Below are 24,978 nucleotides of genomic sequence, written 5' to 3' on the forward strand. Positions count from 1 at the left end.
AGATTTTTATTTTTTAATCTGTCTACCATAAGGGGAGCATATCAATTTGCTGCTTCTTTTCTCTTTCTTAAAATACTTTTTTCCGGTCCCGTTCCTCTTTCAGAATTTCCACAGCTTCGCGGAAGCGTTGCGAATGAATGACTTCCCTTTCACGAAGGAACCTGAGGCTATCGTTTATGTCAGGGTCATCACTCATATCAATTAGCCACTGGTACGTGGCTCGGGCTTTCTCCTCTGCTGCAATATCCTCATACAAATCCGCGATTGGATCTCCTTTAGCCTGAATATAGGACGCCGTCCACGGAATGCCAGCCGCATTGTGATAAAACAGCGCCTTGTCATGGTTCGCGTAATGGCCGGTCAAACCGGCCGCTTTCATTTCCTCCGGAGAGGCGTCTTTCGTTAATTTGTACACCATTGTCGCGATCATCTCAAGGTGGGCGAACTCCTCTGTGCCGATATCAGTAAGCAGGCCGATAATTTTATCCGGAATCGTATAGCGCTGATTTAAATAACGTAAAGCGGCCGCGAGTTCCCCGTCTGCTCCTCCATATTGCTCGATCAGGAACTTGGCTAGCATCGGATTGCATTTGCTGACTTTGACAGGATATTGAAGCTTTTTTTCATACACCCACATTGCGGTTCCTCCTTCCTGCTCCTATATTTGCCAAGGCCAGGGGGCGTCATCCCAATTCCAAGGATAGCCAGAGAAGCTGTTCCCATATTGCATAAGAGGGCCATATTGGCTTTCATATAGTTTTTTTAGCTTTTTCCTTTCTTTTGCATAATGGTTGAACTGCTGGATGGCTTCCTGGTCGGTTGGATGTGTGTCAAGGTATAAAGTTAACTCAACAAGGACAAAATCGACTGCCTGAAGCTGTTCCATGAGTTGATAAAATTCCGGCGGCATCTGTTTCACAGCGGAGTTTCCTCCCTTGCCGGTTCATTTGGGCCAAAATACGGATCGTAAAATGCCTGCCAAAGCGTCCCTTTCATCAAGGCTGTCCTTGGCGGGAATTGGGGCAGGTTGGCAGGCTGGAAACCCATATAAAGATTCGGGGGGGTTGAATAAACTTTCGCTTTCATTGGCGGGCAAGGGTCAAACGGGCTCACATAGGGATAATACGTTTTATAATGGGTGAACATTCTATCCCTCCTAAGTAAACGTCATTTAAGTTTATGAAGCTTTTTCCTCTTCATGCCACAATATTTCCGGCATGCTCCATTGCAGTCGGCAGTTTCCCGCGAATCAAATGCTAGGAAGAAAAGGGTTTAAGGTTCAGGTTGTTGAAGTATATAAAAGAAAGGATATTTAAAGGCGGGGTGATTGGAATGTTTGTCAAAAGTATCATGATTCCTAAGTTCAAATGCCATACGGTTCAAGGAGGGGAAAGTGTAAAAAACGCCCTTCAGCTGCTTGAGGAGCAGCAAATTGATGGGCTGCCGGTTTTGGAGGGGGACCTATATGCCGGGATTGTCACGAGGTACAGAATATATGAACAGTTTTTCCTTTCAGGTTTGCAAAAGGACGAGTTCTTGGAAAATACGAGAATTTCGGATATCGCCACCCATAAGGAAGATTTTCTCGAAGGCGGGGAAATTTTTGAAAATACGCTAATGAAATTACGAAACTTCCCGCTTTTGGCCATCGTGGACAAAGGGATGAAATTCCTTGGTGCTGTTACCAGGTACGATGTCATTGATCAATTCCAGAGCGCATTCGGGATGAACCAGCCGGGTGTCAGGATTGCCTTTACTTCAGTCGAGACGGAAGGGCGTATTGCCAGATTGGCTGAAATCGCGCATCAATTCCATGAACATATCATTTCCCTGGTTACCTTTGATGAGACCGATAAATTGGTTAGACGGATTGTAATGAAAGTTGAGAAGAAGGATAATCTTGATAAATTCATAAAAAAGCTGGAAGAGCACGGTTTCAGGATTCTGAATATCCATGAAGATGCTTAGGAATTGCAAGTTGAAGGATAGCCCCTCATACGTATGTATGGGGGGGTTTTTCTATGGCGGGTGTTATCATGCTGCTGGCTGTGTCGTTTACTGGCGGATACCTATTTATTGAATGGCTGGACATTGGAATGCCGTTTTATGCCCATGTGTTCATTATGGGATTAATCATGGCGCCTGTTGAATTTCTCGCTGCCGCAATGGCTTTTTTTTCCGGACTTTCGGCAAATTGGCTGCTGCTTAAGCTTTTCCTCGAAAGGAGGGGGTTTAAAAAGGGTGAAGCAATAAATGCGGTTCCCGCCATTAGTGGGATGTTCGGCCTCTTCATTGTTTTTGCTGTTTTGTTCGCTTTATCCCCTATTCATACAGTCATTTTCTTCGGCGCCAGCCTTGTTTATGGTATTATTTCTATATACGTTTAGATTTTTGGAGGGAGCTGAAGCGGATTGGCTTTATACGCATTGGCGGCGATTGCGGCTGCAGGGGTCTTCCTCCTTTTGTATATGGCTTGGCTGGCATTCGGGAACAATGTTTCAGTACATGAACTTGAATTCGACGATTTTCCCGATTCCTTCGGGGAATTGAGGATTTTTTTCATATCGGACATCCATCATAGGCTCATTTCCGATTCAATCCTTTTGGCTGCAAAAGGGAAGGCCGATATCGTTATTATCGGAGGGGACCTAATGGAAAAAGGAGTACCCCTTGAGCGGGTCAAAGCTAACATTGAGAAGCTCCGTACCATTGGGCCTGTTTATTTTGTATGGGGAAATAATGATTATGAGGGCAATTATCGGGATTTGGATGCGCTTTTGCTCGATTTGAAGGTGAAAATACTTGATAATACCGCCGTGATGTTTGAATCTGCTGAGGGTGGAAAGATAGCACTTCTAGGTGTCGATGATGCAGGCCTTAAAAAGGACAGGCTGGATTACGCTTTGCTGGATGCCGAGCAAGGATGTTTTAAGATCCTGGCGAGCCATAACCCAAAAATAATCGGAAAAATAAAACCCGATGATGGCATTTCGTTCCTGCTAAGCGGCCATACCCACGGAGGACAAATTCGGATATTCGGCCTTGGACCTTATCAAAAAGGCGGGATTGACAAAATCGGCGGAATTGTTAGGCTGATCAGCAATGGATATGGGACAACAGGCGTCCCTCTTAGGCTGGGAGCCCATTCGGAATGCCATCTCATTACGTTGAAGCCAGGCAAAAAGGAAAAGGGTGCGCAGCCATAAAGGTCTCCTTGCGCCAGGCTATATAGGGGAATTGGAAAAGGGGTGCTCGGATTGCCAATAAAGGAAGGGAAATATAATATTAAAGCCGTTTCAAAACTCCTTGGGATTCAGCCTGGTACCTTAAGGGCATGGGAAAGGCGTTATGGGGTGGTTTCCCCTGGCAGAAGCGAATCCGGACACCGCCTCTATTCGGAGAGCCAATTGGAGATTTTGCGGGAAATCATGACGATGATTGAGCAGGGCTTTACTGTAGGCCAAGCGGTGGCGCAGATTGGACAGCGGCCGACCTTACAAAGTATGGGCAAACGGCCTTTCAGCCAACTTGAAGAATTCCGGAATGCATTATTTGACGGTTTTCTTGAATTTGATGAAGTAAACGCACATAGGACAATCGATGCCTGTTTAAGCCAATTTACTTTCGAAACGGTTCTTTCCGATATTTTCCACCCTCTTTTAACCGAAATGGAAGGTTCCTTTGTGAAGGGAAGCATGAATCATGCTTGCTTCCTTTTTGGGTCAGGCCTAATTCGTTCAAGAATTGAGAACACCGCATTCGCGGCAAGTGGAAAACGCTTTTTGCCTAGAGTTGTCCTTTTGTGCGCCCCAGGTGAACAAAAGGACATATGGCTCCTACTGCTGGCAGGTTTACTAAGGCTGAAAGGTTTCGATGCAATTTATTTGGGGCCAGGCATTGCCGAAGGGGAGATTGATGGGGTGATAAAAAAAGTCAATCCCAGGTTCGCCTTTTTTTCGTGCATGACAGAAAGCGGCGCGGATATTATTAAGGGCTTGTCATACAGTTGGAAACGAGTGTTTCCCGAAATCAGGATCGGGGCCATCGGTGCAGGTTTGCGGATTGCCTCGGGCGAAAATACGGATAGCCCTTCTTTTCCACTTTATCTGGGGGATACTCCGGCGGAATGGGAGCAGTGGCTTAACAAATGGATGGACACGATATAGTGGAATTATGGGGGGCTTACCCCTTTCTTTTTGGGAAGTCTTTGGAAGGGTCTTTCTGTGCGTTGATGCCTGATACCATTCACCAACCACCCGTACTGACATAAACTGAAAATAAGAGTTCATGGCAGGGGGCGGGAGCATGCGTCTTGAACGTTTAACAGCGAATAAAATAAAAATTTTCATTACTTCGGATGACCTTTTTGAAAGAGGGTTGGCGAAGGAGGATATACTGAAGGATACATTAAAATGGCGGCAGCTATTCCAGGATTTGCTGGAGGAAGCAAGCATCGAATTAGATCTTGACATCCAGGGCGCCGTTGCTGTCGAAATATTTTCGCTCCAAGCCCAGGGTATGGTTATGATCATTACGGTTAATGGAATTGTCGAGGAAGAAGAATTTCTACATGACGGTTTCATTGAAATGCAAGTAACGGTTGAAGGCTATGAGAAGTTCCTTTTTGAATTTGAGGGAATTGAAGAAGTCATCCAGCTTGCGAAACGGCTCTCTTCGCTAGCCGCAAGTGGGGGAAGCCTATATTCATTGAAAGGCAAATACTATTTGCTTTTTGATGTTCTGCCCGATGATGCTGAACGAAACGCTTCAATAATGGCTGAATATGGGAATGCCTCTATTATTAGCCCCCATTTTCTCCAGGAATACGGTAACCAGATCATGAAAGAAAATGCGGTTGAAACAATTCTTAAGTATTTTCGATAGGCGGCAACCCTATTGTGGGCCGGCTATTTTTTTGTCCCAAGATATAAAAGCCTTGCCGCCATCACGATGAAAGTTTTAATTCTATGAAAATACCATAAAACATTCACAATTAGTAGAGAACTTACTGGACATTCACAGCCCGCTTAAATTATGCCTCGCAAATGCTGGGATTGCCTGATATAACTAGGTGTCAGCGCTTCCAATATTCTTTTTGAAATAGGGTTATACGCCACTTTTTATCCTTGCATTAATTGTCTAAAAGTGTATACTATGTCATGAAAGCCAAGAACTTTCGAGCAGTGATATCTTAGGAGGTTTATAAATGGCAGCGGGGAATGGTAGTGAAAGCAGTAATCTTGAGAAACATGATGTACTGAAATCGACACAAACGGTAATCCATAAAGCATTGGAAAAGCTTGGTTACCCTGAGGAAGTGTTCGAGCTTTTAAAAGAGCCAATCCGGATGATGACAGTTAAAATTCCAGTACGCATGGATGATGGCTCTACTAAAATATTTACTGGGTACAGGGCCCAGCACAATGACGCAGTCGGCCCTACAAAGGGAGGAATCCGATTTCATCCAAATGTAACAGAAAAGGAAGTTAAAGCCCTTTCAATTTGGATGAGCCTAAAGTGCGGAATTGTAGACCTTCCATATGGCGGGGGGAAGGGCGGAATCATCTGCGATCCCCGTGTAATGTCGTTCAGGGAACTTGAAAGGCTGAGCCGGGGTTATGTAAGAGCCATTAGCCAAATCGTTGGCCCTACAAAAGATATCCCTGCTCCGGATGTGTTCACGAATTCACAAATCATGGCGTGGATGATGGACGAATATAGCCGTATTGACGAATTTAACTCTCCTGGCTTCATTACAGGGAAGCCGATTGTGCTTGGAGGCTCCCACGGCCGTGAATCCGCGACGGCAAAAGGTGTAACGATCTGCATTCGTGAGGCCGCCAAAAAGAGAGGAATCGACCTCGTTGGCGCAAGGGTAGTAGTCCAGGGATTCGGAAATGCGGGAAGTTTCCTATCAAAGTTCATGCATGATGCTGGGGCGAAGGTTATCGGTATTTCCGATGCATATGGTGCCCTTTATGATCCGAATGGATTGGATATCGACTATTTATTGGACCGACGTGACAGCTTCGGTACCGTTACGAAGCTTTTCAATAATACAATTACAAACCAGGAATTGCTTGAACTTGATTGCGACATTTTGGTGCCTGCGGCGATTGAAAACCAAATCACCGATGAAAACGCCCATAATATCCGTGCCAGTATTGTGGTGGAAGCCGCAAACGGCCCAACCACCCTGGAGGCGACCGAAATACTTACAGAACGTGGAATCCTTCTTGTGCCTGATGTGCTGGCTTCCGCAGGAGGAGTTACCGTTTCTTATTTCGAGTGGGTCCAGAATAATCAGGGTTATTACTGGTCTGAAGAAGAAGTTGAAGAAAAATTGGAAAAGGTCATGGTTAAATCGTTTGAGAACATTTATGAGACCTCCCAAAATCGCAGGGTTGACATGCGTCTTGCCGCCTATATGGTCGGTGTAAGGAAAATGGCTGAAGCGAGCCGATTCAGGGGCTGGATTTAACCCTTTGAATTGCGAAAAGAAATCCCTTCAACATTGAAACTTCAAAGGAAATCTCCTATCATTAAATGATGGGAGATTTTTTATTCCATGATAATGGAGGAGTGACCACCATGCATAAAGAAGACGTTATCATCATCGGAGGAGGGCCATGCGGTCTGGCAGCCGCCATTTCATTAAAAGAAGCAGGGAAAAATCCCCTGATTATAGAAAAAGGCAATATAGTAAATTCAATTTATAACTATCCAACACACCAAACCTTTTTTAGCACAAGCGAAAAGCTTGAGATCGGGAATGTACCATTCATAACGGACAATTATAAACCGGTGCGGCTTCAGGCACTGGTATATTACCGGGAAGTTGTAAAAAGGAAACAGCTAAGGATAAATTCTTTTGAAAAAGCTGAAAAGATTGTTCCATCCGGTGAAGCGTACATTGTTGAGACAAACAAAGCTACCTATAACACCCCGTATGTCATAATCGCAACCGGATATTATGACAATCCGAACATGATGGAGGTCCCGGGAGAAAGGCTCCCAAAAGTATTCCACTATTTCAAGGAGGCGCATCCATATTTTGATATGGATGTATGTGTAATCGGCGGCAAAAATTCCAGTGTCGACGCTGCAATCGAACTCCATAAAGCCGGCGCCAGGGTGACTGTGCTCTATCGGGGGGATTCGTATTCGCCTAGCATCAAGCCGTGGATCCTGCCTGAGTTCGATTCGCTTGTCCGTAACCGAAACATCCGGCTGGAATTCGATGCCAAAGTTAAGGAAATAACCGAGAAATCGGTCGTGTTTGAAAAGGGGGATGAACTGCATACCATTAAAAATGATTTTGTATTTGCGATGACTGGTTATCGCCCCGATCACGGGTTCCTGAGGCGGATTGGCGTTGAAATTGATTCTGAAACCGGACGTCCAAGCTATAATCCCGATACGATGGAGACTAATATGAATGGAATTTTTATTGCCGGGGTGATTGCCGCCGGGAATAACGCGAACGAAATATTCATCGAAAATGGAAGGTTTCATGGCGGGCTGATTACAGAGGAAATCTTCCGGAGAAATCGGCCTTAATATGCCTCCTTGACTACTAGCAGTAAATAAATTTGGAACGCAGGGTGATGGGATGAGAAAAGTAGTTTTATTGACAACAGGCGGCACGATTGCAAGCAAGCCAAACAAAGAGTCCGGAAAGCTTGCATCCGGGGAATTGACGGGTGAAGAGCTCATAGGGATGTGCAATCTGCCGGAGGACATTGAAGTGGTGGTGGAGTCAGTCTTCCAGAAGGCGAGCATGCATATTACCTTCAAGGACCTTGTTTTTTTAAAGGATAAAATTGAGGGATACTTTAAAGATGAATCAATATCGGGTGTGGTTGTTACCCATGGTACCGATACACTTGAAGAAACTGCTTATTTTCTGGACCTGACTGTGGATGACAGAAGGCCCGTGGTCGTAACCGGATCCCAGCGTTCCCCCGAAGACCTTGGAAGCGATGTCTTTATCAATTTACGCCATGCCATTTATTCCGCCTGCTCCCCTGACCTGTCTGGCGTCGGGACAGTCGTCGTCTTCAATGAAAGGATTTTCGCGGCACGGTATGTAAAGAAAGAACATGCCTCCAACATCCAGGGGTTCAACTCATTCGGCTTCGGATACCTGGGGATCATTGATAACGACGAGGTATTTATTTACCAAAAACCGATAAAAAGAGAAGTTTATAAATTAAAAGAAGAAATTCCGCGGATTGACATTGTCAAATGCTATATCGGCGGTGACGGGACATTTGTCAGGGCGGCCAGGGAAAGCGGCGCGAAAGGCATTGTCCTTGAAGGGGTCGGAAGAGGGCAGGTGGCACCACTGATGATGGAGGAAATTGAAAAGGCCATTGCTTTAGGAATCATCGTAGTTATTACGACCAGCGCCGAAGAAGGGGCGGTTTATCCTACTTATGATTATAAAGGCAGTGCATTTGACCTTGTTACAAAAGGAGCGATCCTTGGGAGTGACAATGATTCGAAGAAAGCCCGGATTAAGCTGGCAGCCGTACTCGCAAGTGGTGAAGGCGAGATAGTATTTTAAGATTCCTAGACAGGAACTTGCTGATAATTCCATTTTCATTCAGGCCAAGCCATGATACCATGTAAGAAAAGGGGATTTTCTCCCATCTAAAGGAAAAGAGGGCAGTGCATGCTGGTGATCTTTTCTGCCGGGATCGCACCCGGCCTGGCATTGTTGAGCTATTTTTATTTAAAGGATGAAGTGGAATCAGAGCCTCTACCAGTGGTATTCAGGACTTTCCTGTTCGGCGCCCTGCTTGTTTTCCCAATCATGTTCCTGCAGCACGTCCTGCAAACCGAAAATGTCCTGTCTCCAGGCTGGCTTCAGGCCTTTGTGTCCGCGGGCTTGTTCGAGGAGTTTTTTAAGTGGTTTATTCTCTATTACGCGGTCTATCAGCATATTGCTTTTGATGAACCATTCGATGGGATTGTTTATGGAGCTGCTGTTTCACTTGGATTTGCTTCAGCTGAGAATATCTTTTATCTTGTAGGAAACGGAGTTGAGCACGCAATAGGCCGGGCGCTTCTTCCAGTTCCAAGCCATGCCCTTTTCGGCGTAATCATGGGGTATTATATGGGTAAGGGCAAATTCAGTGAAAAACGGACTTCCAAATGGATTTGGTTGTCCCTGCTTATCCCGGTATTCCTGCATGGCTCGTATGATTATATCCTGATTAGCCAGGAGTATTGGCTGTATTACATTATGCCTTTCATGATTTTCCTATGGTGGCTTGGCCTCCGTAAAGTAAAAAAGGCAAGGGCGCTAAGCGCCGCACACATAAAAAGCCAATATAATTCCCAAAAGCCTCTTCATACCCAGTGAAGGGGCTTTTTGATTTAGATAAGAATGTATAAAATTGTACTGCTCCATAAGATCTTTTCGACGTCATAGCTTCCCGGGAAGGAATAAGTGTCCTGTTTTTTATTAGAGAGCACGAAGCGTCGCGGGCGAACTTCAATCCCCTCGCTACAATAATTCAACTTCGATTCGCCTCTGCTCCAGTGCCAACCGCTCATCCGCTTTTATGCCTTTTCCAGCGCCGCCCTTTTTTTGAATAAAAATCCCTTTTACACAGAAAATAGCCTTAATGGAAAATGAAAAGCATTTGGAGGTATGAATCGTGAAAAAAAAGGATTTCCTTGCCCGCCTGCTTTTATGCACACTTATCATCCCTGTGTTTTTTTGGAACGCCGAAAAGACGGATGCCTTCAGTAACCAGGTAATCCAGCATGGAGCGGTTGGCGATGATGTAATAGAACTCCAATCAAGGCTGAAATTCATTGGATTCTATACGAAAAAGATAGATGGGGTTTTTGGCTGGAGCACCTATTGGGCGCTCAGGAATTTTCAATATGAATTTGGCCTCCCCATAGATGGGCTTGCGGGGAGCGACACAAAGGCGAAACTTGTTAAGGCAACGAAGAATATGCCGCGTGGAACAGCGAAAAAACAGGCACCGGCAAAGCCGAAAGCGGGGAATGTCCCGAGCGGCTTTTCAGAGAACGACATAAAGTTGATGTCAAATGCTGTTTATGGGGAGGCGAGGGGGGAGCCATATGAAGGACAGGTGGCAGTCGCCGCGGTTATTTTGAACAGGCTTGAAAGTTCTACATTCCCGAATACGATTTCGGGGGTCATTTTTGAGCCGCTTGCATTTACAGCGGTAGCGGATGGCCAAATTTGGTTAACCCCAAATGATACGGCGCGGAAGGCAGTACTTGATGCGATTAACGGCTGGGATCCTACAGGCAACGCGCTATATTATTTCAACCCTGTCACCGCGACAAGCAAGTGGATCTGGTCGAGGCCGCAAATCAAGCGGATCGGCAAGCATATATTCTGTAAATAAGAAGGTGAGCGGACATGATACGAAATATTTTAATAGTCCTCCTGGCAATTGGAGTCGCCGGCACGGCATACTGGGGCTATCAGGAACGGAAGGAGAAAAATGCCGTCCTTATAAATGCAGAGAACAATTACCAGCAAGCATTCCATGAATTGTCGTACCGGGTTGACCTTCTGAATGATAAGCTTGGGACCACGCTTGCGATGAATTCACGAAAATCGCTTTCGCCTTCACTTGCCGAGGTATGGCGAATCACCTCGGAGGCACGCCAAAATGTTGGGCAGCTTCCGCTATCACTCCTCCCTTTCAATAAAACCGAGGAGTTTCTCTCTGGAGTCGGTGAATTCAGCTACAAAACTGCGGTGCGGGACCTGGATAAGCATCCCTTGAACGATAAAGAATATAAGGCGCTGCAAACCCTATATAAGCAGTCGGCTGATATTCAGGGGGAACTAAGGCAGGTCCAGCATTTGGTACTTAAAAATAATCTCCGCTGGATGGATGTTGAGCTTGCCCTTGCTTCAGGTAAAGAGAATTCGGACAATACAATCATCGACGGATTCAAAGTAGTGGAAAAAACGGTTTCCGGTTACGAAGAAACTGATTTTGGCCCTGAGTTTGTCAGCATGAAAGAAAAGGACAGTAATTTCAAGAAGCTCCCCGGAAAGAAAATAACAAAATCCGAAGCAGTTACTACAGCTAGGAAATATATTGGCTTTGACGGGAAGGCGAAAACAAAAGTATCCGAAAATGGGAAGGGCTCTGATTTTGGTTTTTACACTGTGTCAGTCACTAACCGCCAATCCGGTATGGAAGCGAGCATGGATATCACCAAAAAAGGGGGCTATCCAATCTGGTTCCTGAATAACCGGCCGATTGGCAAACAAAAAATTTCCTTAAATGAAGCAGGCAACAAGGCCGCGACATTTTTGAAGGAAAATAAATACGAGTCCCTCGAACTGTCCGAGAGCGCCCAATACGATACGATCGGTGTATTTACCTTTGTAACAAAGCAAGGAAATATAAGGATTTATCCCGAATCGATAAAGGTGAAGGTCGCCCTCGACAAAGGAGAGCTAGTAGGCCTCTCGGCGGATGATTATTTGAAGACAAAAACCGTAAGGCAGCCCAAGAGCCCAACAGTGGGCATCAAGGACGCCAGAAATAAAATCAGCCCCAATGTGAAAATTATGGAAGAGAGGCAGGCAATTATCCTAAATGATTTAAACCGCGAAGTATTATGCTATGAATTTATGGGAACGCTTGGCGACGATACGTACAGGATATTTATCAATGCCGAAACTGGTGAAGAAGAAAAAGTGGATAAAATGAAAAATGCCGAGGAGATGTTTGATGACGCTCTCTAGGGGAGATGCTGATTGGGTAATAGCCGTGAAATGAGGTGGGAAATTATGAAAAAAGCCGAGCGGATCCTTTTGAAGGTTGCGGTCGCGCAGTTCCTCTTTCTATTGCTTGCCCAAATTTTCATCCACCGATTTGGTGTACTTCCCGAATTAATCGGAATATCCAAATATGAGGGCACGAGCAAGATGGACCATACCGACATTCTTGAAGTTTTCCGGGTAAGATAAGGGCAGGTGATTCCTGCCTTTTTCTTTTACGTTTTTTTAAGAGCCCGTACAACCTTTCCAAAAATGACCCGGTTAGGCGGAGGGGCTTGCTTCTGAAAAAATATTATTTTATAAAAGAGCATTTATTCATTATATGGTAGAATGAATAATTGAAGGCAAAAAGGAAAAACGGCCTAGAACAGCAAAAGAGCTTGAGCACGGGTGACAGGAAACAGGAGGAAACATGGACAAGAAAATTTCAATAGCGATTGATGGGCCTGCGGCTGCAGGAAAAAGTACAGTAGCAAAAATTGTCGCGGAACAACTTTCCTATATTTATATCGACACTGGCGCTATGTACAGGGCACTTACTTATAAAGCATTGAAAATGGGGGCCGATCTCGATCGGGAAGACACCTTGATCGGCATTCTGTTAAATAGTGAAATAAAGCTTCTCCCATCCGATTCGGGGCAACTCGTTTTATTGGATGGAGAAGATGTCACAAAAGAAATCCGATATTCGAAGGTAACCAACTCTGTTTCAATTGTAGCGATGCATCGGCAGGTACGGGCTGAAATGGTGAGAAGGCAGCAAGAGCTTGCTTCATTTGGTGGGGTGGTCATGGATGGGCGCGATATCGGCACCCATGTGCTCCCAAAAGCGGAAGTTAAAGTTTTTCTGCTAGCAAGTGTGGAAGAAAGGGCTATCCGCCGCCATACAGAAAATGTTCAGAAAGGGATTGATTCCGACCTTGAAACGTTGAAAAACGAAATCGCCAGGCGGGACAAGCTTGATTCCGAAAGGGAGGTAGCTCCTCTCGTTAAGGCGGAAGATGCGGTTGAAATCGATACGACATCCCTTTCGATCAATGACGTAGTAGAGAGAATAATGGCGTTAGTGGAAGAGAGAGTGAGATAAAAATGACTTTTTATTCATTTGCCAGGTTTGTCGCAAACACTGCATTAAAACCAGTCTACAAGTATGAAGTGCATGGGCTCGAACATTTCCCAAAAGAAGGCGGCGTACTGCTTTGCTCCAATCATATCAATAACTTTGACCCGCCGGTTGTTGGGATCACCGCTCCGCGGCCGGTGCATTTCATGGCAAAGGAAGAACTCTTTGCCGTACCCGTCCTTAAGGATATTATCAAGGCGTGCAACGCGTTTCCTGTGAAGCGGGGAATGAGTGATCGTGAGGCTCTCAGAAAAGGGCTTGGAGTTTTAAAAGCTGGAGAGGTTTTAGGATTGTTTCCTGAGGGAACAAGAAGCAAGACAGGGGAATTAGGCCAAGGTTTGGCAGGGGCGGGCTTTTTTGCGTTAAGATCCACCGCCCATGTCGTACCATGCGCGATTATCGGCCCGTATAAAGCATTCAAAAAGCTTAAAGTCGTATACGGAAAGCCGATCGACATGGAACGTTTGCGGGGAGAAAAAGCGTCCCCAGAAGCCGCGACCGAATTAATCATGGCGGAAATACGCAAACTTATTGAAGAACATAAAGGGGTTTCCGCTTGACAAAAAAGTCCTTTTGTAAGAAGTTATTACAAAGGAATATTTTTTTGAATATTCTAGGAATCGCAGCCGCTATGATGGGCGCCGCATGCATGAGCAGCATGCGCCGCATCTATATATTTAAAGGGCAGCCAATGGTTAAGGAGGAGTACATATGTCGGAAGATATGAATCACATTGAAGTCGGGAATTTTGAAGTTGGAGACAGGGTGAATGGACAAGTTACCAAAGTGGAAGAAAAACAGGTTCTTGTCGACATCCAAAACAGCAAACTCGATGGAATCATTCCAATCAGCGAATTGTCGAGCATTCATATTGAGAAAGCTTCAGATGCAGTGGCCGAAGGGGATACCCTTGAACTTGAAGTCCTGAAGGTCGAGGAAGAAGCCCTGATCCTATCCAAACGCAAGGTTGACGCTGAAAAGGCTTGGGATGTCCTTGATGAGAAATTCCAGAGTGGAGAAGTCTTTAATGCTGAAGTAAAGGATGTCGTCAAGGGCGGGCTGGTTGTCGACCTTGGAGTACGCGGCTTTGTTCCCGCTTCGCTTGTGGAAGCATACTTCGTCGAGGATTTTTCTGATTATAAAGGAAAAGAACTATCATTTAAAATTGTTGAGCTTGATAAAGAAAAGAACAGGCTAATCCTTTCGCACAGGGCTGTTGTTGAGGAAGAAAAGGGCAAAAAGAAGCAGGATCTTCTCGAATCAATCCAGCCAGGACAGGTGATTGAAGGAACAGTCCAAAGGATTACTGATTTTGGGGCATTCGTCGATATCGGGGGAATTGATGGCCTTGTCCACATTTCCCAGCTCTCCCATGAGCATGTCGAGAAGCCTGGAGACGTTGTCCAGGAAGGCCAGAAGGTCCAAGTCAAGGTTCTGAATGTTGACCGCGACAATGAAAGAATTTCCCTGTCCATCAAGGAAACACTCCCTGGGCCTTGGGCTGATATTGCTGAAAAGGCAGCAAAGGGAAGCGTTTTGACAGGAACTGTTCGCCGGCTTGTTTCCTATGGCGCCTTCGTGGAAGTTTTCCCTGGTGTGGAAGGCCTTGTCCACATTTCCCAAATCGCGCACAAACATATCGGCACACCTCATGAAGTCCTGAAAGAGGGCCAGGAAGTACAGGTCAAGGTACTCGATGTGAACGAAAAAGAACAGCGCCTGTCGCTCAGCATCAAAGACCTTTTGGAAAGGGACGAAGAAGAAAACATGGATTATGAGCTTCCCGAGGAATCAAAAGGGTTCCAGCTGGGAGAATTGCTTGGCGATAAATTGAAAGATTTAAAAAAATAAGCATGAAAAAAGCTTCCGGTCATGGCGGAAGCTTTTTTCATGCCTTTTTCCTTATTCATGTCAGGATTTCTTCCCGTCATTCATTTTCCTGGCTTCTTCCGGCGTCTGAAGCCCCGTTGACCCAGGGTAATGAAGCGATTGATCGCGGTCGGATTCAACCCTTCGGCTTTCCCGCAGCTTTTTTTCCTGCCTGTCTTTTCCCATCACCTATCACCTCCAATATTAAATTATTTATCAAACAAAGAAAATTAATCCTGGTATGAAAATACATGGGCTTTACCATAATGGTAAAGATAGGAGGTAGGCATGATGGATGGATATATGTTTTATTTGGCGGCATGGTGTTCGTTGATATATTTGGCGTTCCTGGCGAGCGGACGGCTTCGTTCCATGAGGGGGCTGAGGGCTTCGATCCTGCTGGCGATTATCGCATCACCGCTCCACTTTCAGGTAGGGGAATCATTGGTTTATATAGGCTGGATAAGTATATACTTCTATTCGATCATTCATATCATACAGGCAAACTGGAAACAAAAAGCATATTTTTCGGTTTGCGGCATCATCGTATCCATGTTATATAGTTCCATCCGTTTATTTGAATTGTTCGATCCGATCGTTTTTATTATTAAAAAAGAATGGTTCATTGCAATCGTTATTAGTTTGCTCGTACCTATCCTGTACCGGCCGTTTAAATGGAGGCTGCTCGTGATTATGGTCGGGATAATCCAGGGGGAATTGCTTTATGCCCTCGTCCTTGCCAAAAACTCCATGCCTTTTGATGCGGGGGGCTATGCTTTTATGGATACGCTTTCGCTGGTGGCCGCCGTTGCGTTTATTTGGAATGCCATTGAAAAATGCGCCGCATGGCTTGGGTCTTCCATAAACTCAATGGAAAGGGGCCGGAAATCATCCCAATGAATGAATACACTATGCCGATCGTTGCCGGATTGGTATCTGGGACATTAGCGAGAATATATATGCTCAGATCGGATTATAGACAGTATCCGACCTACCTTCATGGCCGCATTGTCCATATATCGGTCGGGTTTATTGCGGCCGGCCTGGGTGCTGTTGCGATACCTTCCATAATGGAAAAGGAATTCACCGCAGTCACCTTCCTAGCATTGGCTGCTACGCAATTCAGGGAAGTGAGGAACATGGAAAGAAATACCCTTACTGTAATGGATGGGTATGAGCTTGTGCCAAGGGGCAGCACGTATATTGAAGGTATTGCCATCGCTTTCGAAAGCCGGAATTACCTCGTTATTTTAACGGCGTTTTCCGTAACCCTCGCCTATTTGGCAGCGAATTTCATCATAGCCGTCATTGTGGCAATCGCCGGGCTACTCCTTTCCAAAGTTTTGATGTCCGGGGGGACAATCAAAAGGCTTGCGTATATTGAATATGTAAAACCGCATTTCGATGGAGCCGGCCTATATGTCGGATCCATTTATATTATGAATATAGGCCTTCCTGAAAGAAGAAAGGAAATTTTGGAGAACGGAATGGGTTTTATCCTTACGCCAAAGAATGCAAATTCAAAAATAACAATAGCCAATCTGGGGCAGCGGCAGGCTATTTTACACGATGTTTCAACCGCATTGGGCGTATACAGGGATTCAGGTACTCCTGCCCTCGTCCCCCTTGCAAAAAGGGATTTGAAGGACGGCAGGCTTGGCGTGTTTGTTTTGCCGCATGTGAATGATCCTGAAAAAGCAATTGATGTTATCGGCGCGGTCCCCGCCCTCGAGAATGCGATCCGGATGCCAGCGAAAAAGGGAAAGCCTTAAAGGAGGGGGAATAATGGGATGAACATTGAAAAATACATACTCGCTGTCGTCACGACAAAGATGGAAAGCGTTTCGGGAGGTGCCTGTGTATTCCATTGCGAATCGGCCCAAAAAATGGACCAGGTCGCCTCAACCCTTGAAGCGATACTTGATGGCATTGCCCATTCGCTTTCGGAGGATACATACATCATTGTCAAGCATTGACAGATGGATGTTTTCATTGCGCTATTGACATATCATTGATACTATAATTAAGTTAAGCCCTTCCACATGCCTGAAGGGTTTATTTTATAGAGTGGAAGCATCTGGCGGCAGGCAGGATATAAAGCCGCCGATTTAAAATGTGAAGTTAAGGGTGAGTTGAATGGTGAAACCAACTGTTGCGATTGTCGGACGCCCAAACGTAGGCAAATCAACGATATTTAATAGGATTGTCGGTGAAAGGATTTCGATTGTCGAAGACATTCCCGGCGTTACCCGGGACAGAATTTACAGCTCGGCCGAATGGCTGACGCATGATTTTAATATTATTGATACGGGAGGGATTGACATCGGCGATGAACCGTTCATTGAGCAAATCAGGCAGCAAGCTGAAATTGCCATTGAAGAAGCCGATGTGATCATCTTTTTGGTAAATGGCCGTGAGGGGGTTACCGCGGCGGATGAAGAAGTCGCGAAAATTCTCTATAAAACAAAAAAGCCTGTCGTACTGGCTGTAAACAAAATCGATAATCCGGAAATGCGGGCGGATATATTCGACTTTTACGCGCTAGGTTTCGGCGAGCCGTTCCCAATATCGGGTTCCCACGGGCTTGGTCTTGGCGACCTCCTTGATGAGGCGGCGAAGCATTTTCCGAAATTCGAAACGGATGAGTACCCGGAAGACGTCATTAAATTCAGCCTTATTGGGCGGCCGAATGTCGGCAAATCTTCCCTTGTAAATGCCCTTCTTGGTGAAGAACGTGTAATTGTGAGCGATATCGCTGGAACCACTCGTGACGCAATCGACTCCATGTATGTGTACGATGGCCAGGAGTACGTGATTATCGATACCGCTGGGATGAGGAAAAAAGGGAAAGTTTATGAAAGCACTGAAAAGTACAGTGTCCTCCGCGCATTAAGGGCCATTGAACGTTCGGATGTCGTCCTTGTCGTGTTGAACGCCGAGGAGGGAATCATTGAGCAAGATAAGAAAATCGCAGGCTACGCCCACGAAGCTGGCAGGGCAGTTATCATTGTCGTGAATAAGTGGGACGCAATCGAAAAAGACGAGAAGACGATGAAGGAATTCGAAGAGAAAATCCGTGATCATTTCCAATTCCTTGATTACGCCCCGATTGTTTTCCTATCGGCTAAAACCAAAAAACGTGTCCACACGCTTCTCCCAGTCATCAATATGGCGAGTGAAAACCATGCCATGCGTGTGCAGACAACAATCCTTAACGATATTATCATGGATGCCGTAGCAATGAATCCGACGCCTACAGATAACGGGAGAAGGCTGAAAATCTATTATGCGACCCAGGTGGCTGTCAAGCCGCCGGCGTTTGTGGTGTTTGTAAACGATCCGGAATTAATGCATTTTTCGTATGAAAGGTTCCTGGTAAACAGGATAAGGGATGCTTTTGGTTTTGAAGGCACTCCGATCAGGATATATGCCAGGGAAAGAAAATAAACAACAAAAGGTAGTGATCTGAATGGAAATTGCAGTTCTGGGAGCAGGCAGCTGGGGAACGGCCCTTGCCTTGGTCCTTGCCGATAATTCACACAAAGTGAGGCTTTGGAGCCATAATCCGAAGCAGGCAGTGGAAATCAATTCAGTTCATTCAAATGAAAAGTACTTACCCGGTATTAAAATGCCAGAAGCCATCGTTGCCACATCTTCAATAGAGGAAGCGCTGGAAGGCATGGATACAGTTATCCTTGCCGTTCCTACAAAAGCAATCAGGGAAGTGTGCGGAAAAATTCGGGATATAGGGAAGAAGCCGCTCACAATTGTCCATGTCAGCAAGGGGATCGAGCCGGATTCTTTACTTCGAATATCGGAAATGATTAAGGAGGAGTTGCCGGCGGAACTGATAAACGCCATAGTAGTCCTTTCGGGTCCAAGCCATGCGGAGGAAGTTAGCCTGCGACATCCTACCACTGTGACAGTATCTTCGGAGAACATGGATGAGGCGGAAAGGATTCAAGATCTCTTCATCAATCATAATTTTAGGGTATACACAAATCCCGATGTAATTGGGGTGGAGATTGGCGGGGCATTAAAGAACATTATCGCCCTTGCGGCTGGTATAACGGATGGCCTGGGGTTTGGCGATAATGCGAAGGCTGCCTTGATGACAAGGGGTTTGGCTGAGATCGCGCGGCTTGGAGTCAGGATGGGCGCCAATCCGTTAACTTTTTCCGGCCTCGCTGGTATTGGGGATTTAATCGTTACTTGTACTAGCGTCCATTCAAGGAACTGGAGGGCGGGAAACCTCCTTGGAAAGGGCAGGACGCTTGAAGAAGTCCTTGAAAACATGGGGATGGTTGTCGAGGGCGTCCGCACAACGAAAGCCGCCCATCAGCTTGCGTCCAAGTATGAGGTGGAAATGCCCATTACCGAAACCTTGCATAAAGTACTTTTTGAGGGGCTTCCAGCGAAGGAAGGCGCTGAATTATTGATGGCTAGGGTAAGGACTCATGAGATGGAAGATTTGACGAATATCCTTAATGATCAATAAAACGGGAAGGATTAATTCATAAACGTGGGCGATTGGCGATGCATTTATTTTTTTGCTGCATACAATGCAACGAAACAAACTGGTAACGTGAACGTAGTTTGGGTATCTTAGTCACTTTCTTTGAGCAGGGAAACGCCCCCTTGCTCTTTTCTTTTTGCCTTTGCTCCCGTTTGCTTTCACCCTTCCGCGGGCTATGATATAATTACTCTCGGTAAAAGGGGGGATGTGCTTTGTCACCGGCTTTAATGAAAATGTGGGTTTCTTTGGCCGCAATGGGCTTCATGTTTGTTTCAATTATTTCGATCTATCTGAGCAGATATAAATTAAAAGGCGTTTTTCGCGTCATTACAGCCTTATTTGCGTATGCATTAATGATAGTATCCGGTATTATCATATTCCTCGTTGTAATGAGCGGACCTACAGGAGAATAGCGAATATGATTAAAGAAGGTTTTTCAAAAATGAAAATTGCAAGGCTGGCTTTGCCGGTTTTAATGATCATGCTCCTAGGCGGCTGCATGTATCCGAGCGATGAGCTTGCCAAAAACCAGATTCCTTATAAAGATCAGCTTGAAATAGTCCAGGCTGCCGTTGATAGCTTCCAAAAGGATAACGATGGAATCCTGCCCATCAAAACAAAGGAAGCCGATACTCCAATCTATGAAAAGTATGTAATTGATTTTTCGAAGATTTCTCCTCGTTATTTGCAGGAGCCGCCAGGGAATGCGTTTGAAAACGGCGGAATCTTTCAATATGTCCTTATCGACGTGGAAACAAACCCTACAGTAAAGCTTTTGGATCTTCGGATTGCGGACCAAATCCGCGAAGTAAAAATGAGAATCAGCGCGAACGGCTATCCGCCATTTAAGGAGGTACTGGCTAAAAATGTGTACTCGCTTGATTTTTCCAAGCTGGGGTACAAAAACCCTCCTTACGTGGTAAGCCCATTCACGCAGCATAATCTCTCGTTCGTCATGGGGCCAAAGGGTGAAATTTATGTGGATTATAGCAGTGACCTATACCAGTTCCTGCAAAAATCATCCCGGCATTTCAAATCTGGCGAGGACATACGCTCGGTTCTGACCGATGAGTCAATGTTTGTGCCGGCATATTCACTTCCTTATACGATCGATCAAGAAACCGGTGAGCCGGTTTTTATGGAAAGTTGACGGAATGCTACTAAAATAGTAAAAACGTCTTTTTGCGTGATAAACTGTCATAACCCTTCTCCTGATTAATATATTTACAGGAGAAGGGTTTATTTCATTTCCCGGCAACCAGGGATAAAACCGGTTGAAGCACATTGAAAATCGGCAAACCGACAGGAGGTAAAAATAAATATACTCGCGATATGCATAATTCAATAGGACAACATCATAAACATGTACTGTCCAACAATACCTAAAATGGATACGATTATCCCACTTATTCTAGGATCGGGAGGGGATCTCTTGGAAAGGGTAGATATTTTTAAGGATATTGCCGAACGGACTGGCGGCGATATTTATCTCGGAGTAGTCGGGGCGGTAAGGACCGGCAAATCCACTTTTATCAAAAAGTTTATGGAGCTGGTTGTCCTGCCCAATATGAGCAATGAGGCGGATAAGGCAAGGACGATGGATGAATTGCCGCAAAGCGCGGCTGGAAAAACGATCATGACCACCGAGCCGAAATTTGTCCCTAATCAGGCTGCCGCCGTCTATGTGGATGAAGGGCTTGAAGTTAATATCCGGCTGGTTGACTGTGTCGGTTACACAGTTCCCGGAGCCAAGGGGTATGAGGATGAAAATGGGCCGAGGATGATTACAACCCCCTGGTATGAAGAGCCTATTCCCTTCCACGAAGCCGCAGAAATCGGTACCAGGAAGGTTATCCAAGAACACTCCACAATAGGCGTGGTTATTACCACAGACGGGACGATTGGTGAAATCCCGCGGACATCGTACCTTGATGCGGAGGAAAGGGTCATCAACGAGCTGAAGGAAGTAGGCAAGCCTTTCATCATGGTTGTGAACAGTGCCCAGCCGCATCATCCGAATACGGAAGCGCTCCGGTCCAGCCTCGCGGAGAAATACGATATACCCGTAATCGCGATGAGCGTGGAGGGAATGCGCGAATCGGATGTATTGAATGTCCTAAGAGAAGCGCTCTATGAATTCCCGGTACTTGAGGTGAATGTAAACCTTCCAAGCTGGGTTATGGTTTTAAGGGAGAATCACTGGCTGCGCGAAAGTTATCAGGAAGCGGTCAGGGATACCGTGAAAGACATAAAGCGGCTGAGGGATGTCGACAGGGTTGTACACCAATTCAGCGATTTTGATTTTATCGAAAGGGCGGGGCTCGCGGGAATTGAGATGGGCCAGGGGGTCGCCGAAATCGACCTTTATGCGCCGGACGAACTGTATGATGAAATCCTGAAGGAAATCGTCGGCGTTGAAATCCGAGGCAAGGACCATCTTCTTGAGCTTATGCAGGATTTCGCGCATGCCAAGGCGGAGTACGACCATATTTCGGATGCGCTAAGAATGGTAAAACAGACCGGGTACGGAATCGCTTCTCCAACCCTTTCGGATATGAGCCTTGAAGAACCCGAAATCATCCGCCAGGGCGCCCGCTTCGGCGTGAGGCTGAAAGCGGTTGCCCCTTCAATCCACATGATCAAGGTCGATGTGGAATCCGAATTCGCGCCGATTATCGGCACAGAAAAACAAAGCGAAGAGCTTGTTCGTTACCTAATGCAGGATTTCGAGGACGATCCGCTTTCCATCTGGAATTCGGATATATTCGGAAGAAGCCTCAGTTCGATTGTCAGGGAGGGAATCCAGGCGAAAATCTCCCTGATGCCGGAAAACGCGCGTTATAAGTTAAAAGAAACGCTCGAAAGAATTATAAACGAGGGGTCTGGAGGATTGATTGCCATCATCCTATAGGGCTGGCAAAAAGCGATTCCAGGGTTTTCCTCCCTCCTTCATAAATAAAATGCAATCGAAGAGGCTTACTGGCCTCTTTTTTTTTATTTACTCTCACATAATGTTTCAACTAACAATCTAGAGGGAAAAATCCAAGAGAAATAGACTGAGTTTCGACATTTTTCTCGCCGGATGGATAAAAAGTGAAAAGATTTCCACTATTTACGGTAATATTCTTGATTAGAACAATTGATTGTGATAATCTTTTAACAGAATTAGCCTTACGAAGCACGAAGCCTTTATTTCATTGGGTTTTCTTTTAGTTTTTTTATAAAAACAATTGAAATCCTTCAAGGCTTGCTATATGATTAGCCTTGTCAATTAAAATACGCTTCCGCGTATAGAATTGATGAAATTTGTTTAGAAATGTAGATAAGTAACGTATTCTACTCACTGGGCAAATTATTTGGGAGGAGGTGAATGGCATGAACAAGACAGAACTTATCAATGCGGTAGCAGAGGCTAGCGAACTTTCAAGGAAGGACGCTACCAAAGCGGTTGATGCTGTTTTTGATTCCATTTTGGAAGCTCTTAAAAATGGCGACAAAGTTTCTTTGATCGGATTCGGAAACTTCGAAGTTCGTGAACGCTCCGCTCGCAAGGGCCGCAACCCGCAAACCGGCGATGAGATTGAAATCGCTGCCAGCAAGGTACCTGCATTCAAACCGGGCAAACAACTCAAAGACGCTGTGAAATAATTACATAGAAATGTGCTTTGGGCGCAAAAAGCCATGGAGGAATCCATGGCTTTTTTCAATTCCTCCAGAAACGGCGGGTATAATCGGGTACATGATAATAAAAGCATTTCATTTTGCCTGCATTAAAATGGTTATGCTAATATGAAGAAGACTTGCATGATAACAGTAGGGGGTTAAGCTGATGGCAACCGTAAATAAGGCCCAGATAGAGGAGGCTGTTCGTTCCATCCTCGAAGCAATCGGGGAGGACCCAACCCGAGAAGGGCTTTTGGATACACCAAAACGAGTAGCAAAAATGTATGAAGAGGTTTTTAGCGGGCTGAACCAGGATCCCGGTGAATATTTTGAAACGATTTTCGGGGAAGACCATGAAGAACTTGTCCTTGTAAAGGATATTCCTTTCTATTCAATGTGTGAGCATCATTTGGTTCCTTTTTTTGGTAAAGCGCATGTCGCCTACCTTCCGAGAAACGGAAGGGTTACTGGCTTAAGCAAGCTGGCAAGGGCAGTCGAAGCGGTCGCGAAACGGCCCCAGCTCCAGGAGAGGATCACATCCGAAATTGCGAACAGCATAATGGAGAAACTCCTGCCGCACGGAGTAATGGTAGTCGTTGAAGCGGAACATATGTGCATGACGATGCGCGGTGTAAAGAAACCGGGATCAAAAACGGTAACATCCGCGGTCCGGGGGATTTTTGTGGAAAACGCAATCGCCAGATCGGAAGTATTATCTTTTATTAACAACTGATTCGGAGCCGGAGGTGACGGACATGGAAAAAAAGGAGCAACAAGCAGTGGACTTTATTGTTATAAAGGCGATTGAAGATGGCGTAAGCGTCATAGGCCTGACAAGAGGTACGGATACAAGGTTCCATCACTCGGAAAAATTGGACAAAGGTGAAGTCATGATTGCCCAATTTACGGAACATACCTCGGCAATGAAGATTAGGGGTAAAGCGACCATTCTAACGAGTGTGGGGGAAGTGGAAAGCGGGTCCGGGAAATAATATTCCATCCAGAACGGTTTCATGCGGCCGTTCTGTTGTTTTTTTACAAAAAAAACGGCTGGCCTTTATTATTTTGTGAAACTTCCCCATAAAAAAATGATTTATGATATAATGATGTCTGCTATGTTTAGGGCAAATAAAAGGATCAGCCGATTGGTTTTGCATCCTCCCGCCCAAGAGTGCTGGCGCATCTTAGGCATACCCCGGGGTGATTAAAAGTGCAGGATATGAACAGCAAAATCGCAGAAATAAAGGGTATTATCGAGAAAAAGGTCCTTCATCCCTATCTGCTAAAATACATTCAAGTCCCCATTATAGATGATGACAAGCTTATGTTGCTTGTTTCTGCTATGGAAGGACTTGACTTGACTGACCGGGAAAGGGAAAACTATGCCCTTACAGCTATGCTTGTGCAAATTGCCCTGGACATTCATGAACATGTTTCGAATACACAGTCCCTGGCCGGCACGAAGGTTCGGCAGTTGACCGTCCTTGCTGGCGATTATTACAGTGGCCTATATTATAAGCATTTGGCCGAATCTGACGATATTTTGATGATTCGCTCTCTTTCTAAAGCTATTAAGAGAGTAAATGAACATAAAACATTGTTTTATCAGAAAGAGTTCAATACTGTTGGAATGCTTTTTGAGAGTATAAAAAACATTGAGGCGTCGATTCTCGCAAAATTCTCCGGCTTTTTCGGCAAGGATGCGTGGATTCCTTTCATGGAAAGCCTCCTCCTTTTAAAAAGGCTCCTTAAGGAAAGAAATGATTATTTGCGTGATGGGATTTCCCCTTTTTTTGAAGCTTTGGGTGCAATCGTTGAAACCTCGCTGGCGCCTGGCGGCAAACAAAATTCCGATACCCTTGTCGATTTCCTTGACCATGAACTTGTTTCGCTGAGGCTTGAACTGAAGGCAAGGATGGATGCGTTAGAAAACATCAACACCTCAGTAAGAGGCAGGGTGGAAGAATTGCTAGGTGAAATTAAAATATTCGTGGAAGAAGGTTAAGCATC

Annotated in this window: 31 protein-coding genes; 27 read left to right on the top strand and 4 right to left on the bottom strand. The window is 45.4% G+C overall.

The window, feature by feature from the left end; translation table 11 throughout:
- Positions 1-67: 67 nt before the first annotated feature.
- Genes DRW41_RS12295 through DRW41_RS12305 form a run of 3 tightly spaced genes read right to left on the bottom strand, consistent with a single transcriptional unit; the run spans position 68 to position 1,146 of the window.
- The gene (locus DRW41_RS12295; RefSeq protein ID WP_115452312.1) at positions 68-637 is read right to left on the bottom strand and encodes a manganese catalase family protein; all 570 of its coding nucleotides are present in this window, start codon (positions 635-637) and stop codon (positions 68-70) included.
- A 21-nt stretch (positions 638-658) separates the two neighbouring features.
- The gene (locus DRW41_RS12300; RefSeq protein ID WP_115452313.1) at positions 659-919 is read right to left on the bottom strand and encodes a spore coat protein CotJB; all 261 of its coding nucleotides are present in this window, start codon (positions 917-919) and stop codon (positions 659-661) included.
- Positions 916-1,146, bottom strand: a complete 231-nt coding sequence (locus DRW41_RS12305) for a spore coat associated protein CotJA (RefSeq protein ID WP_115452314.1) — start codon at positions 1,144-1,146, stop codon at positions 916-918. The genes DRW41_RS12300 and DRW41_RS12305 overlap by 4 nt, the downstream gene beginning before the upstream one ends.
- A gap of 186 nt (positions 1,147-1,332) precedes the next feature.
- Between DRW41_RS12305 and DRW41_RS12310 the strand changes: the two genes are divergently transcribed.
- From DRW41_RS12310 to rpsA, 15 genes are all read left to right on the top strand, one after another.
- Positions 1,333-1,968, top strand: coding sequence for a CBS domain-containing protein (locus DRW41_RS12310; RefSeq protein ID WP_115452572.1), 636 nt, complete (start codon positions 1,333-1,335; stop codon positions 1,966-1,968).
- A 53-nt stretch (positions 1,969-2,021) separates the two neighbouring features.
- Complete coding sequence (locus DRW41_RS12315) at positions 2,022-2,387, top strand: hypothetical protein (RefSeq protein ID WP_115452315.1); 366 nt, start codon at positions 2,022-2,024, stop codon at positions 2,385-2,387.
- 81 nt (positions 2,388-2,468) lie between these two features.
- Positions 2,469-3,206 (top strand): metallophosphoesterase, encoded by a 738-nt coding sequence (locus DRW41_RS12320; protein WP_115452573.1) that lies wholly within the window; start codon positions 2,469-2,471, stop codon positions 3,204-3,206.
- Between the two features lie 51 nt (positions 3,207-3,257).
- The gene (locus DRW41_RS12325) at positions 3,258-4,166 is read left to right on the top strand and encodes a MerR family transcriptional regulator (RefSeq protein WP_142752232.1); all 909 of its coding nucleotides are present in this window, start codon (positions 3,258-3,260) and stop codon (positions 4,164-4,166) included.
- Between the two features lie 139 nt (positions 4,167-4,305).
- Entirely contained in the window at positions 4,306-4,884 is a 579-nt protein-coding gene (locus tag DRW41_RS12330; RefSeq protein ID WP_115452317.1) for an adaptor protein MecA, read from the top strand.
- Positions 4,885-5,206: 322 nt separating this feature from the next.
- The gene (locus DRW41_RS12335; protein ID WP_115452318.1) at positions 5,207-6,481 is read left to right on the top strand and encodes a Glu/Leu/Phe/Val family dehydrogenase; all 1,275 of its coding nucleotides are present in this window, start codon (positions 5,207-5,209) and stop codon (positions 6,479-6,481) included.
- A 110-nt stretch (positions 6,482-6,591) separates the two neighbouring features.
- The gene (locus tag DRW41_RS12340; RefSeq protein ID WP_115452319.1) at positions 6,592-7,560 is read left to right on the top strand and encodes a YpdA family putative bacillithiol disulfide reductase; all 969 of its coding nucleotides are present in this window, start codon (positions 6,592-6,594) and stop codon (positions 7,558-7,560) included.
- 52 nt (positions 7,561-7,612) lie between these two features.
- On the top strand, positions 7,613-8,569 hold the full coding sequence (locus DRW41_RS12345; RefSeq protein WP_115452320.1) for an asparaginase: 957 nt from the start codon (positions 7,613-7,615) through the stop codon (positions 8,567-8,569).
- A 108-nt stretch (positions 8,570-8,677) separates the two neighbouring features.
- The gene (gene prsW, locus DRW41_RS12350) at positions 8,678-9,370 is read left to right on the top strand and encodes a glutamic-type intramembrane protease PrsW (RefSeq protein WP_115452321.1); all 693 of its coding nucleotides are present in this window, start codon (positions 8,678-8,680) and stop codon (positions 9,368-9,370) included.
- 325 nt (positions 9,371-9,695) lie between these two features.
- Positions 9,696-10,397, top strand: coding sequence for a spore cortex-lytic enzyme (gene sleB / locus DRW41_RS12355; RefSeq protein WP_245959434.1), 702 nt, complete (start codon positions 9,696-9,698; stop codon positions 10,395-10,397).
- Positions 10,398-10,411: 14 nt separating this feature from the next.
- The gene (gene ypeB / locus DRW41_RS12360; RefSeq protein ID WP_115452323.1) at positions 10,412-11,761 is read left to right on the top strand and encodes a germination protein YpeB; all 1,350 of its coding nucleotides are present in this window, start codon (positions 10,412-10,414) and stop codon (positions 11,759-11,761) included.
- A 30-nt stretch (positions 11,762-11,791) separates the two neighbouring features.
- Positions 11,792-11,986 (top strand): YpfB family protein, encoded by a 195-nt coding sequence (locus tag DRW41_RS12365; RefSeq protein ID WP_245959424.1) that lies wholly within the window; start codon positions 11,792-11,794, stop codon positions 11,984-11,986.
- Between the two features lie 223 nt (positions 11,987-12,209).
- Positions 12,210-12,884 (top strand): (d)CMP kinase, encoded by a 675-nt coding sequence (gene cmk, locus DRW41_RS12370; protein ID WP_115452325.1) that lies wholly within the window; start codon positions 12,210-12,212, stop codon positions 12,882-12,884.
- A 2-nt stretch (positions 12,885-12,886) separates the two neighbouring features.
- On the top strand, positions 12,887-13,480 hold the full coding sequence (locus DRW41_RS12375) for a lysophospholipid acyltransferase family protein (RefSeq protein WP_115452326.1): 594 nt from the start codon (positions 12,887-12,889) through the stop codon (positions 13,478-13,480).
- A gap of 151 nt (positions 13,481-13,631) precedes the next feature.
- Complete coding sequence (rpsA, locus tag DRW41_RS12380; protein WP_115452327.1) at positions 13,632-14,771, top strand: 30S ribosomal protein S1; 1,140 nt, start codon at positions 13,632-13,634, stop codon at positions 14,769-14,771.
- A 60-nt stretch (positions 14,772-14,831) separates the two neighbouring features.
- Here rpsA and DRW41_RS12385 read toward each other — a convergent pair whose 3' ends face one another.
- The gene (locus tag DRW41_RS12385; protein WP_115452328.1) at positions 14,832-14,975 is read right to left on the bottom strand and encodes a YpzI family protein; all 144 of its coding nucleotides are present in this window, start codon (positions 14,973-14,975) and stop codon (positions 14,832-14,834) included.
- A gap of 105 nt (positions 14,976-15,080) precedes the next feature.
- On the opposite strand from DRW41_RS12385, the gene DRW41_RS12390 reads away from it, so the two are divergent.
- From DRW41_RS12390 to DRW41_RS12445, 12 genes are all read left to right on the top strand, one after another.
- Positions 15,081-15,689: a YphA family membrane protein gene (locus DRW41_RS12390; protein WP_115452329.1), complete on the top strand. Its 609-nt coding sequence runs from the start codon at positions 15,081-15,083 to the stop codon at positions 15,687-15,689.
- Complete coding sequence (locus DRW41_RS12395; protein ID WP_115452330.1) at positions 15,686-16,561, top strand: YIEGIA family protein; 876 nt, start codon at positions 15,686-15,688, stop codon at positions 16,559-16,561. The genes DRW41_RS12390 and DRW41_RS12395 overlap by 4 nt, the downstream gene beginning before the upstream one ends.
- An 18-nt stretch (positions 16,562-16,579) precedes the next feature.
- Positions 16,580-16,765 (top strand): capping complex subunit for YIEGIA, encoded by a 186-nt coding sequence (locus DRW41_RS12400; protein WP_115452331.1) that lies wholly within the window; start codon positions 16,580-16,582, stop codon positions 16,763-16,765.
- A gap of 160 nt (positions 16,766-16,925) precedes the next feature.
- Positions 16,926-18,236, top strand: a complete 1,311-nt coding sequence (gene der / locus DRW41_RS12405) for a ribosome biogenesis GTPase Der (RefSeq protein ID WP_115452332.1) — start codon at positions 16,926-16,928, stop codon at positions 18,234-18,236.
- Positions 18,237-18,258: 22 nt separating this feature from the next.
- The gene (locus DRW41_RS12410; protein WP_115452333.1) at positions 18,259-19,287 is read left to right on the top strand and encodes an NAD(P)H-dependent glycerol-3-phosphate dehydrogenase; all 1,029 of its coding nucleotides are present in this window, start codon (positions 18,259-18,261) and stop codon (positions 19,285-19,287) included.
- A gap of 230 nt (positions 19,288-19,517) precedes the next feature.
- The gene (locus DRW41_RS12415) at positions 19,518-19,718 is read left to right on the top strand and encodes a DUF2768 domain-containing protein (protein WP_115452334.1); all 201 of its coding nucleotides are present in this window, start codon (positions 19,518-19,520) and stop codon (positions 19,716-19,718) included.
- A 5-nt stretch (positions 19,719-19,723) separates the two neighbouring features.
- Positions 19,724-20,455: a YphF family lipoprotein gene (locus DRW41_RS12420; protein WP_245959425.1), complete on the top strand. Its 732-nt coding sequence runs from the start codon at positions 19,724-19,726 to the stop codon at positions 20,453-20,455.
- A 282-nt stretch (positions 20,456-20,737) separates the two neighbouring features.
- Complete coding sequence (gene spoIVA / locus DRW41_RS12425; RefSeq protein WP_115452335.1) at positions 20,738-22,216, top strand: stage IV sporulation protein A; 1,479 nt, start codon at positions 20,738-20,740, stop codon at positions 22,214-22,216.
- Between the two features lie 464 nt (positions 22,217-22,680).
- On the top strand, positions 22,681-22,953 hold the full coding sequence (gene hbs / locus DRW41_RS12430) for a non-specific DNA-binding protein Hbs (protein WP_115452336.1): 273 nt from the start codon (positions 22,681-22,683) through the stop codon (positions 22,951-22,953).
- Positions 22,954-23,134: 181 nt separating this feature from the next.
- Positions 23,135-23,701 carry a GTP cyclohydrolase I FolE gene (gene folE, locus DRW41_RS12435; protein WP_115452337.1) on the top strand — a complete coding sequence of 189 codons (567 nt, stop codon included), beginning with the start codon at positions 23,135-23,137 and terminating at the stop codon, positions 23,699-23,701.
- A 22-nt stretch (positions 23,702-23,723) separates the two neighbouring features.
- Complete coding sequence (gene mtrB, locus DRW41_RS12440) at positions 23,724-23,960, top strand: trp RNA-binding attenuation protein MtrB (protein ID WP_115452338.1); 237 nt, start codon at positions 23,724-23,726, stop codon at positions 23,958-23,960.
- Between the two features lie 227 nt (positions 23,961-24,187).
- Positions 24,188-24,973 (top strand): heptaprenyl diphosphate synthase component 1, encoded by a 786-nt coding sequence (locus DRW41_RS12445; RefSeq protein WP_245959435.1) that lies wholly within the window; start codon positions 24,188-24,190, stop codon positions 24,971-24,973.
- Positions 24,974-24,978 lie beyond the last annotated feature (5 nt).

Source organism: Neobacillus piezotolerans, assembly GCF_003362805.1.
GTDB classification, from domain to species: Bacteria; Bacillota; Bacilli; order Bacillales; family Cytobacillaceae; genus Bacillus_D; species Bacillus_D piezotolerans.

Excerpts from the sequence above, each read along its gene's own strand:
- DRW41_RS12295 (WP_115452312.1), bottom strand. The coding sequence starts at position 637 with ATGTGGGTGTATGAAAAAAAGCTTCAATATCCTGTCAAAGTCAGCAAA.
- DRW41_RS12305 (WP_115452314.1), bottom strand. The coding sequence starts at position 1,146 with ATGTTCACCCATTATAAAACGTATTATCCCTATGTGAGCCCGTTTGAC.
- DRW41_RS12310 (WP_115452572.1), top strand. The coding sequence starts at position 1,333 with ATGTTTGTCAAAAGTATCATGATTCCTAAGTTCAAATGCCATACGGTT.
- DRW41_RS12315 (WP_115452315.1), top strand. The coding sequence starts at position 2,022 with ATGGCGGGTGTTATCATGCTGCTGGCTGTGTCGTTTACTGGCGGATAC.
- DRW41_RS12320 (WP_115452573.1), top strand. The coding sequence starts at position 2,469 with ATGGCTTGGCTGGCATTCGGGAACAATGTTTCAGTACATGAACTTGAA.
- DRW41_RS12330 (WP_115452317.1), top strand. The coding sequence starts at position 4,306 with ATGCGTCTTGAACGTTTAACAGCGAATAAAATAAAAATTTTCATTACT.
- DRW41_RS12335 (WP_115452318.1), top strand. The coding sequence starts at position 5,207 with ATGGCAGCGGGGAATGGTAGTGAAAGCAGTAATCTTGAGAAACATGAT.
- DRW41_RS12340 (WP_115452319.1), top strand. The coding sequence starts at position 6,592 with ATGCATAAAGAAGACGTTATCATCATCGGAGGAGGGCCATGCGGTCTG.
- DRW41_RS12345 (WP_115452320.1), top strand. The coding sequence starts at position 7,613 with ATGAGAAAAGTAGTTTTATTGACAACAGGCGGCACGATTGCAAGCAAG.
- prsW (WP_115452321.1), top strand. The coding sequence starts at position 8,678 with ATGCTGGTGATCTTTTCTGCCGGGATCGCACCCGGCCTGGCATTGTTG.
- ypeB (WP_115452323.1), top strand. The coding sequence starts at position 10,412 with ATGATACGAAATATTTTAATAGTCCTCCTGGCAATTGGAGTCGCCGGC.
- DRW41_RS12365 (WP_245959424.1), top strand. The coding sequence starts at position 11,792 with ATGAGGTGGGAAATTATGAAAAAAGCCGAGCGGATCCTTTTGAAGGTT.
- cmk (WP_115452325.1), top strand. The coding sequence starts at position 12,210 with ATGGACAAGAAAATTTCAATAGCGATTGATGGGCCTGCGGCTGCAGGA.
- DRW41_RS12375 (WP_115452326.1), top strand. The coding sequence starts at position 12,887 with ATGACTTTTTATTCATTTGCCAGGTTTGTCGCAAACACTGCATTAAAA.
- rpsA (WP_115452327.1), top strand. The coding sequence starts at position 13,632 with ATGTCGGAAGATATGAATCACATTGAAGTCGGGAATTTTGAAGTTGGA.
- DRW41_RS12385 (WP_115452328.1), bottom strand. The coding sequence starts at position 14,975 with ATGGGAAAAGACAGGCAGGAAAAAAAGCTGCGGGAAAGCCGAAGGGTT.
- DRW41_RS12390 (WP_115452329.1), top strand. The coding sequence starts at position 15,081 with ATGGATGGATATATGTTTTATTTGGCGGCATGGTGTTCGTTGATATAT.
- DRW41_RS12395 (WP_115452330.1), top strand. The coding sequence starts at position 15,686 with ATGAATGAATACACTATGCCGATCGTTGCCGGATTGGTATCTGGGACA.
- DRW41_RS12400 (WP_115452331.1), top strand. The coding sequence starts at position 16,580 with ATGAACATTGAAAAATACATACTCGCTGTCGTCACGACAAAGATGGAA.
- der (WP_115452332.1), top strand. The coding sequence starts at position 16,926 with ATGGTGAAACCAACTGTTGCGATTGTCGGACGCCCAAACGTAGGCAAA.
- DRW41_RS12410 (WP_115452333.1), top strand. The coding sequence starts at position 18,259 with ATGGAAATTGCAGTTCTGGGAGCAGGCAGCTGGGGAACGGCCCTTGCC.
- DRW41_RS12420 (WP_245959425.1), top strand. The coding sequence starts at position 19,724 with ATGATTAAAGAAGGTTTTTCAAAAATGAAAATTGCAAGGCTGGCTTTG.
- hbs (WP_115452336.1), top strand. The coding sequence starts at position 22,681 with ATGAACAAGACAGAACTTATCAATGCGGTAGCAGAGGCTAGCGAACTT.
- folE (WP_115452337.1), top strand. The coding sequence starts at position 23,135 with ATGGCAACCGTAAATAAGGCCCAGATAGAGGAGGCTGTTCGTTCCATC.
- mtrB (WP_115452338.1), top strand. The coding sequence starts at position 23,724 with ATGGAAAAAAAGGAGCAACAAGCAGTGGACTTTATTGTTATAAAGGCG.
- DRW41_RS12445 (WP_245959435.1), top strand. The coding sequence starts at position 24,188 with ATGAACAGCAAAATCGCAGAAATAAAGGGTATTATCGAGAAAAAGGTC.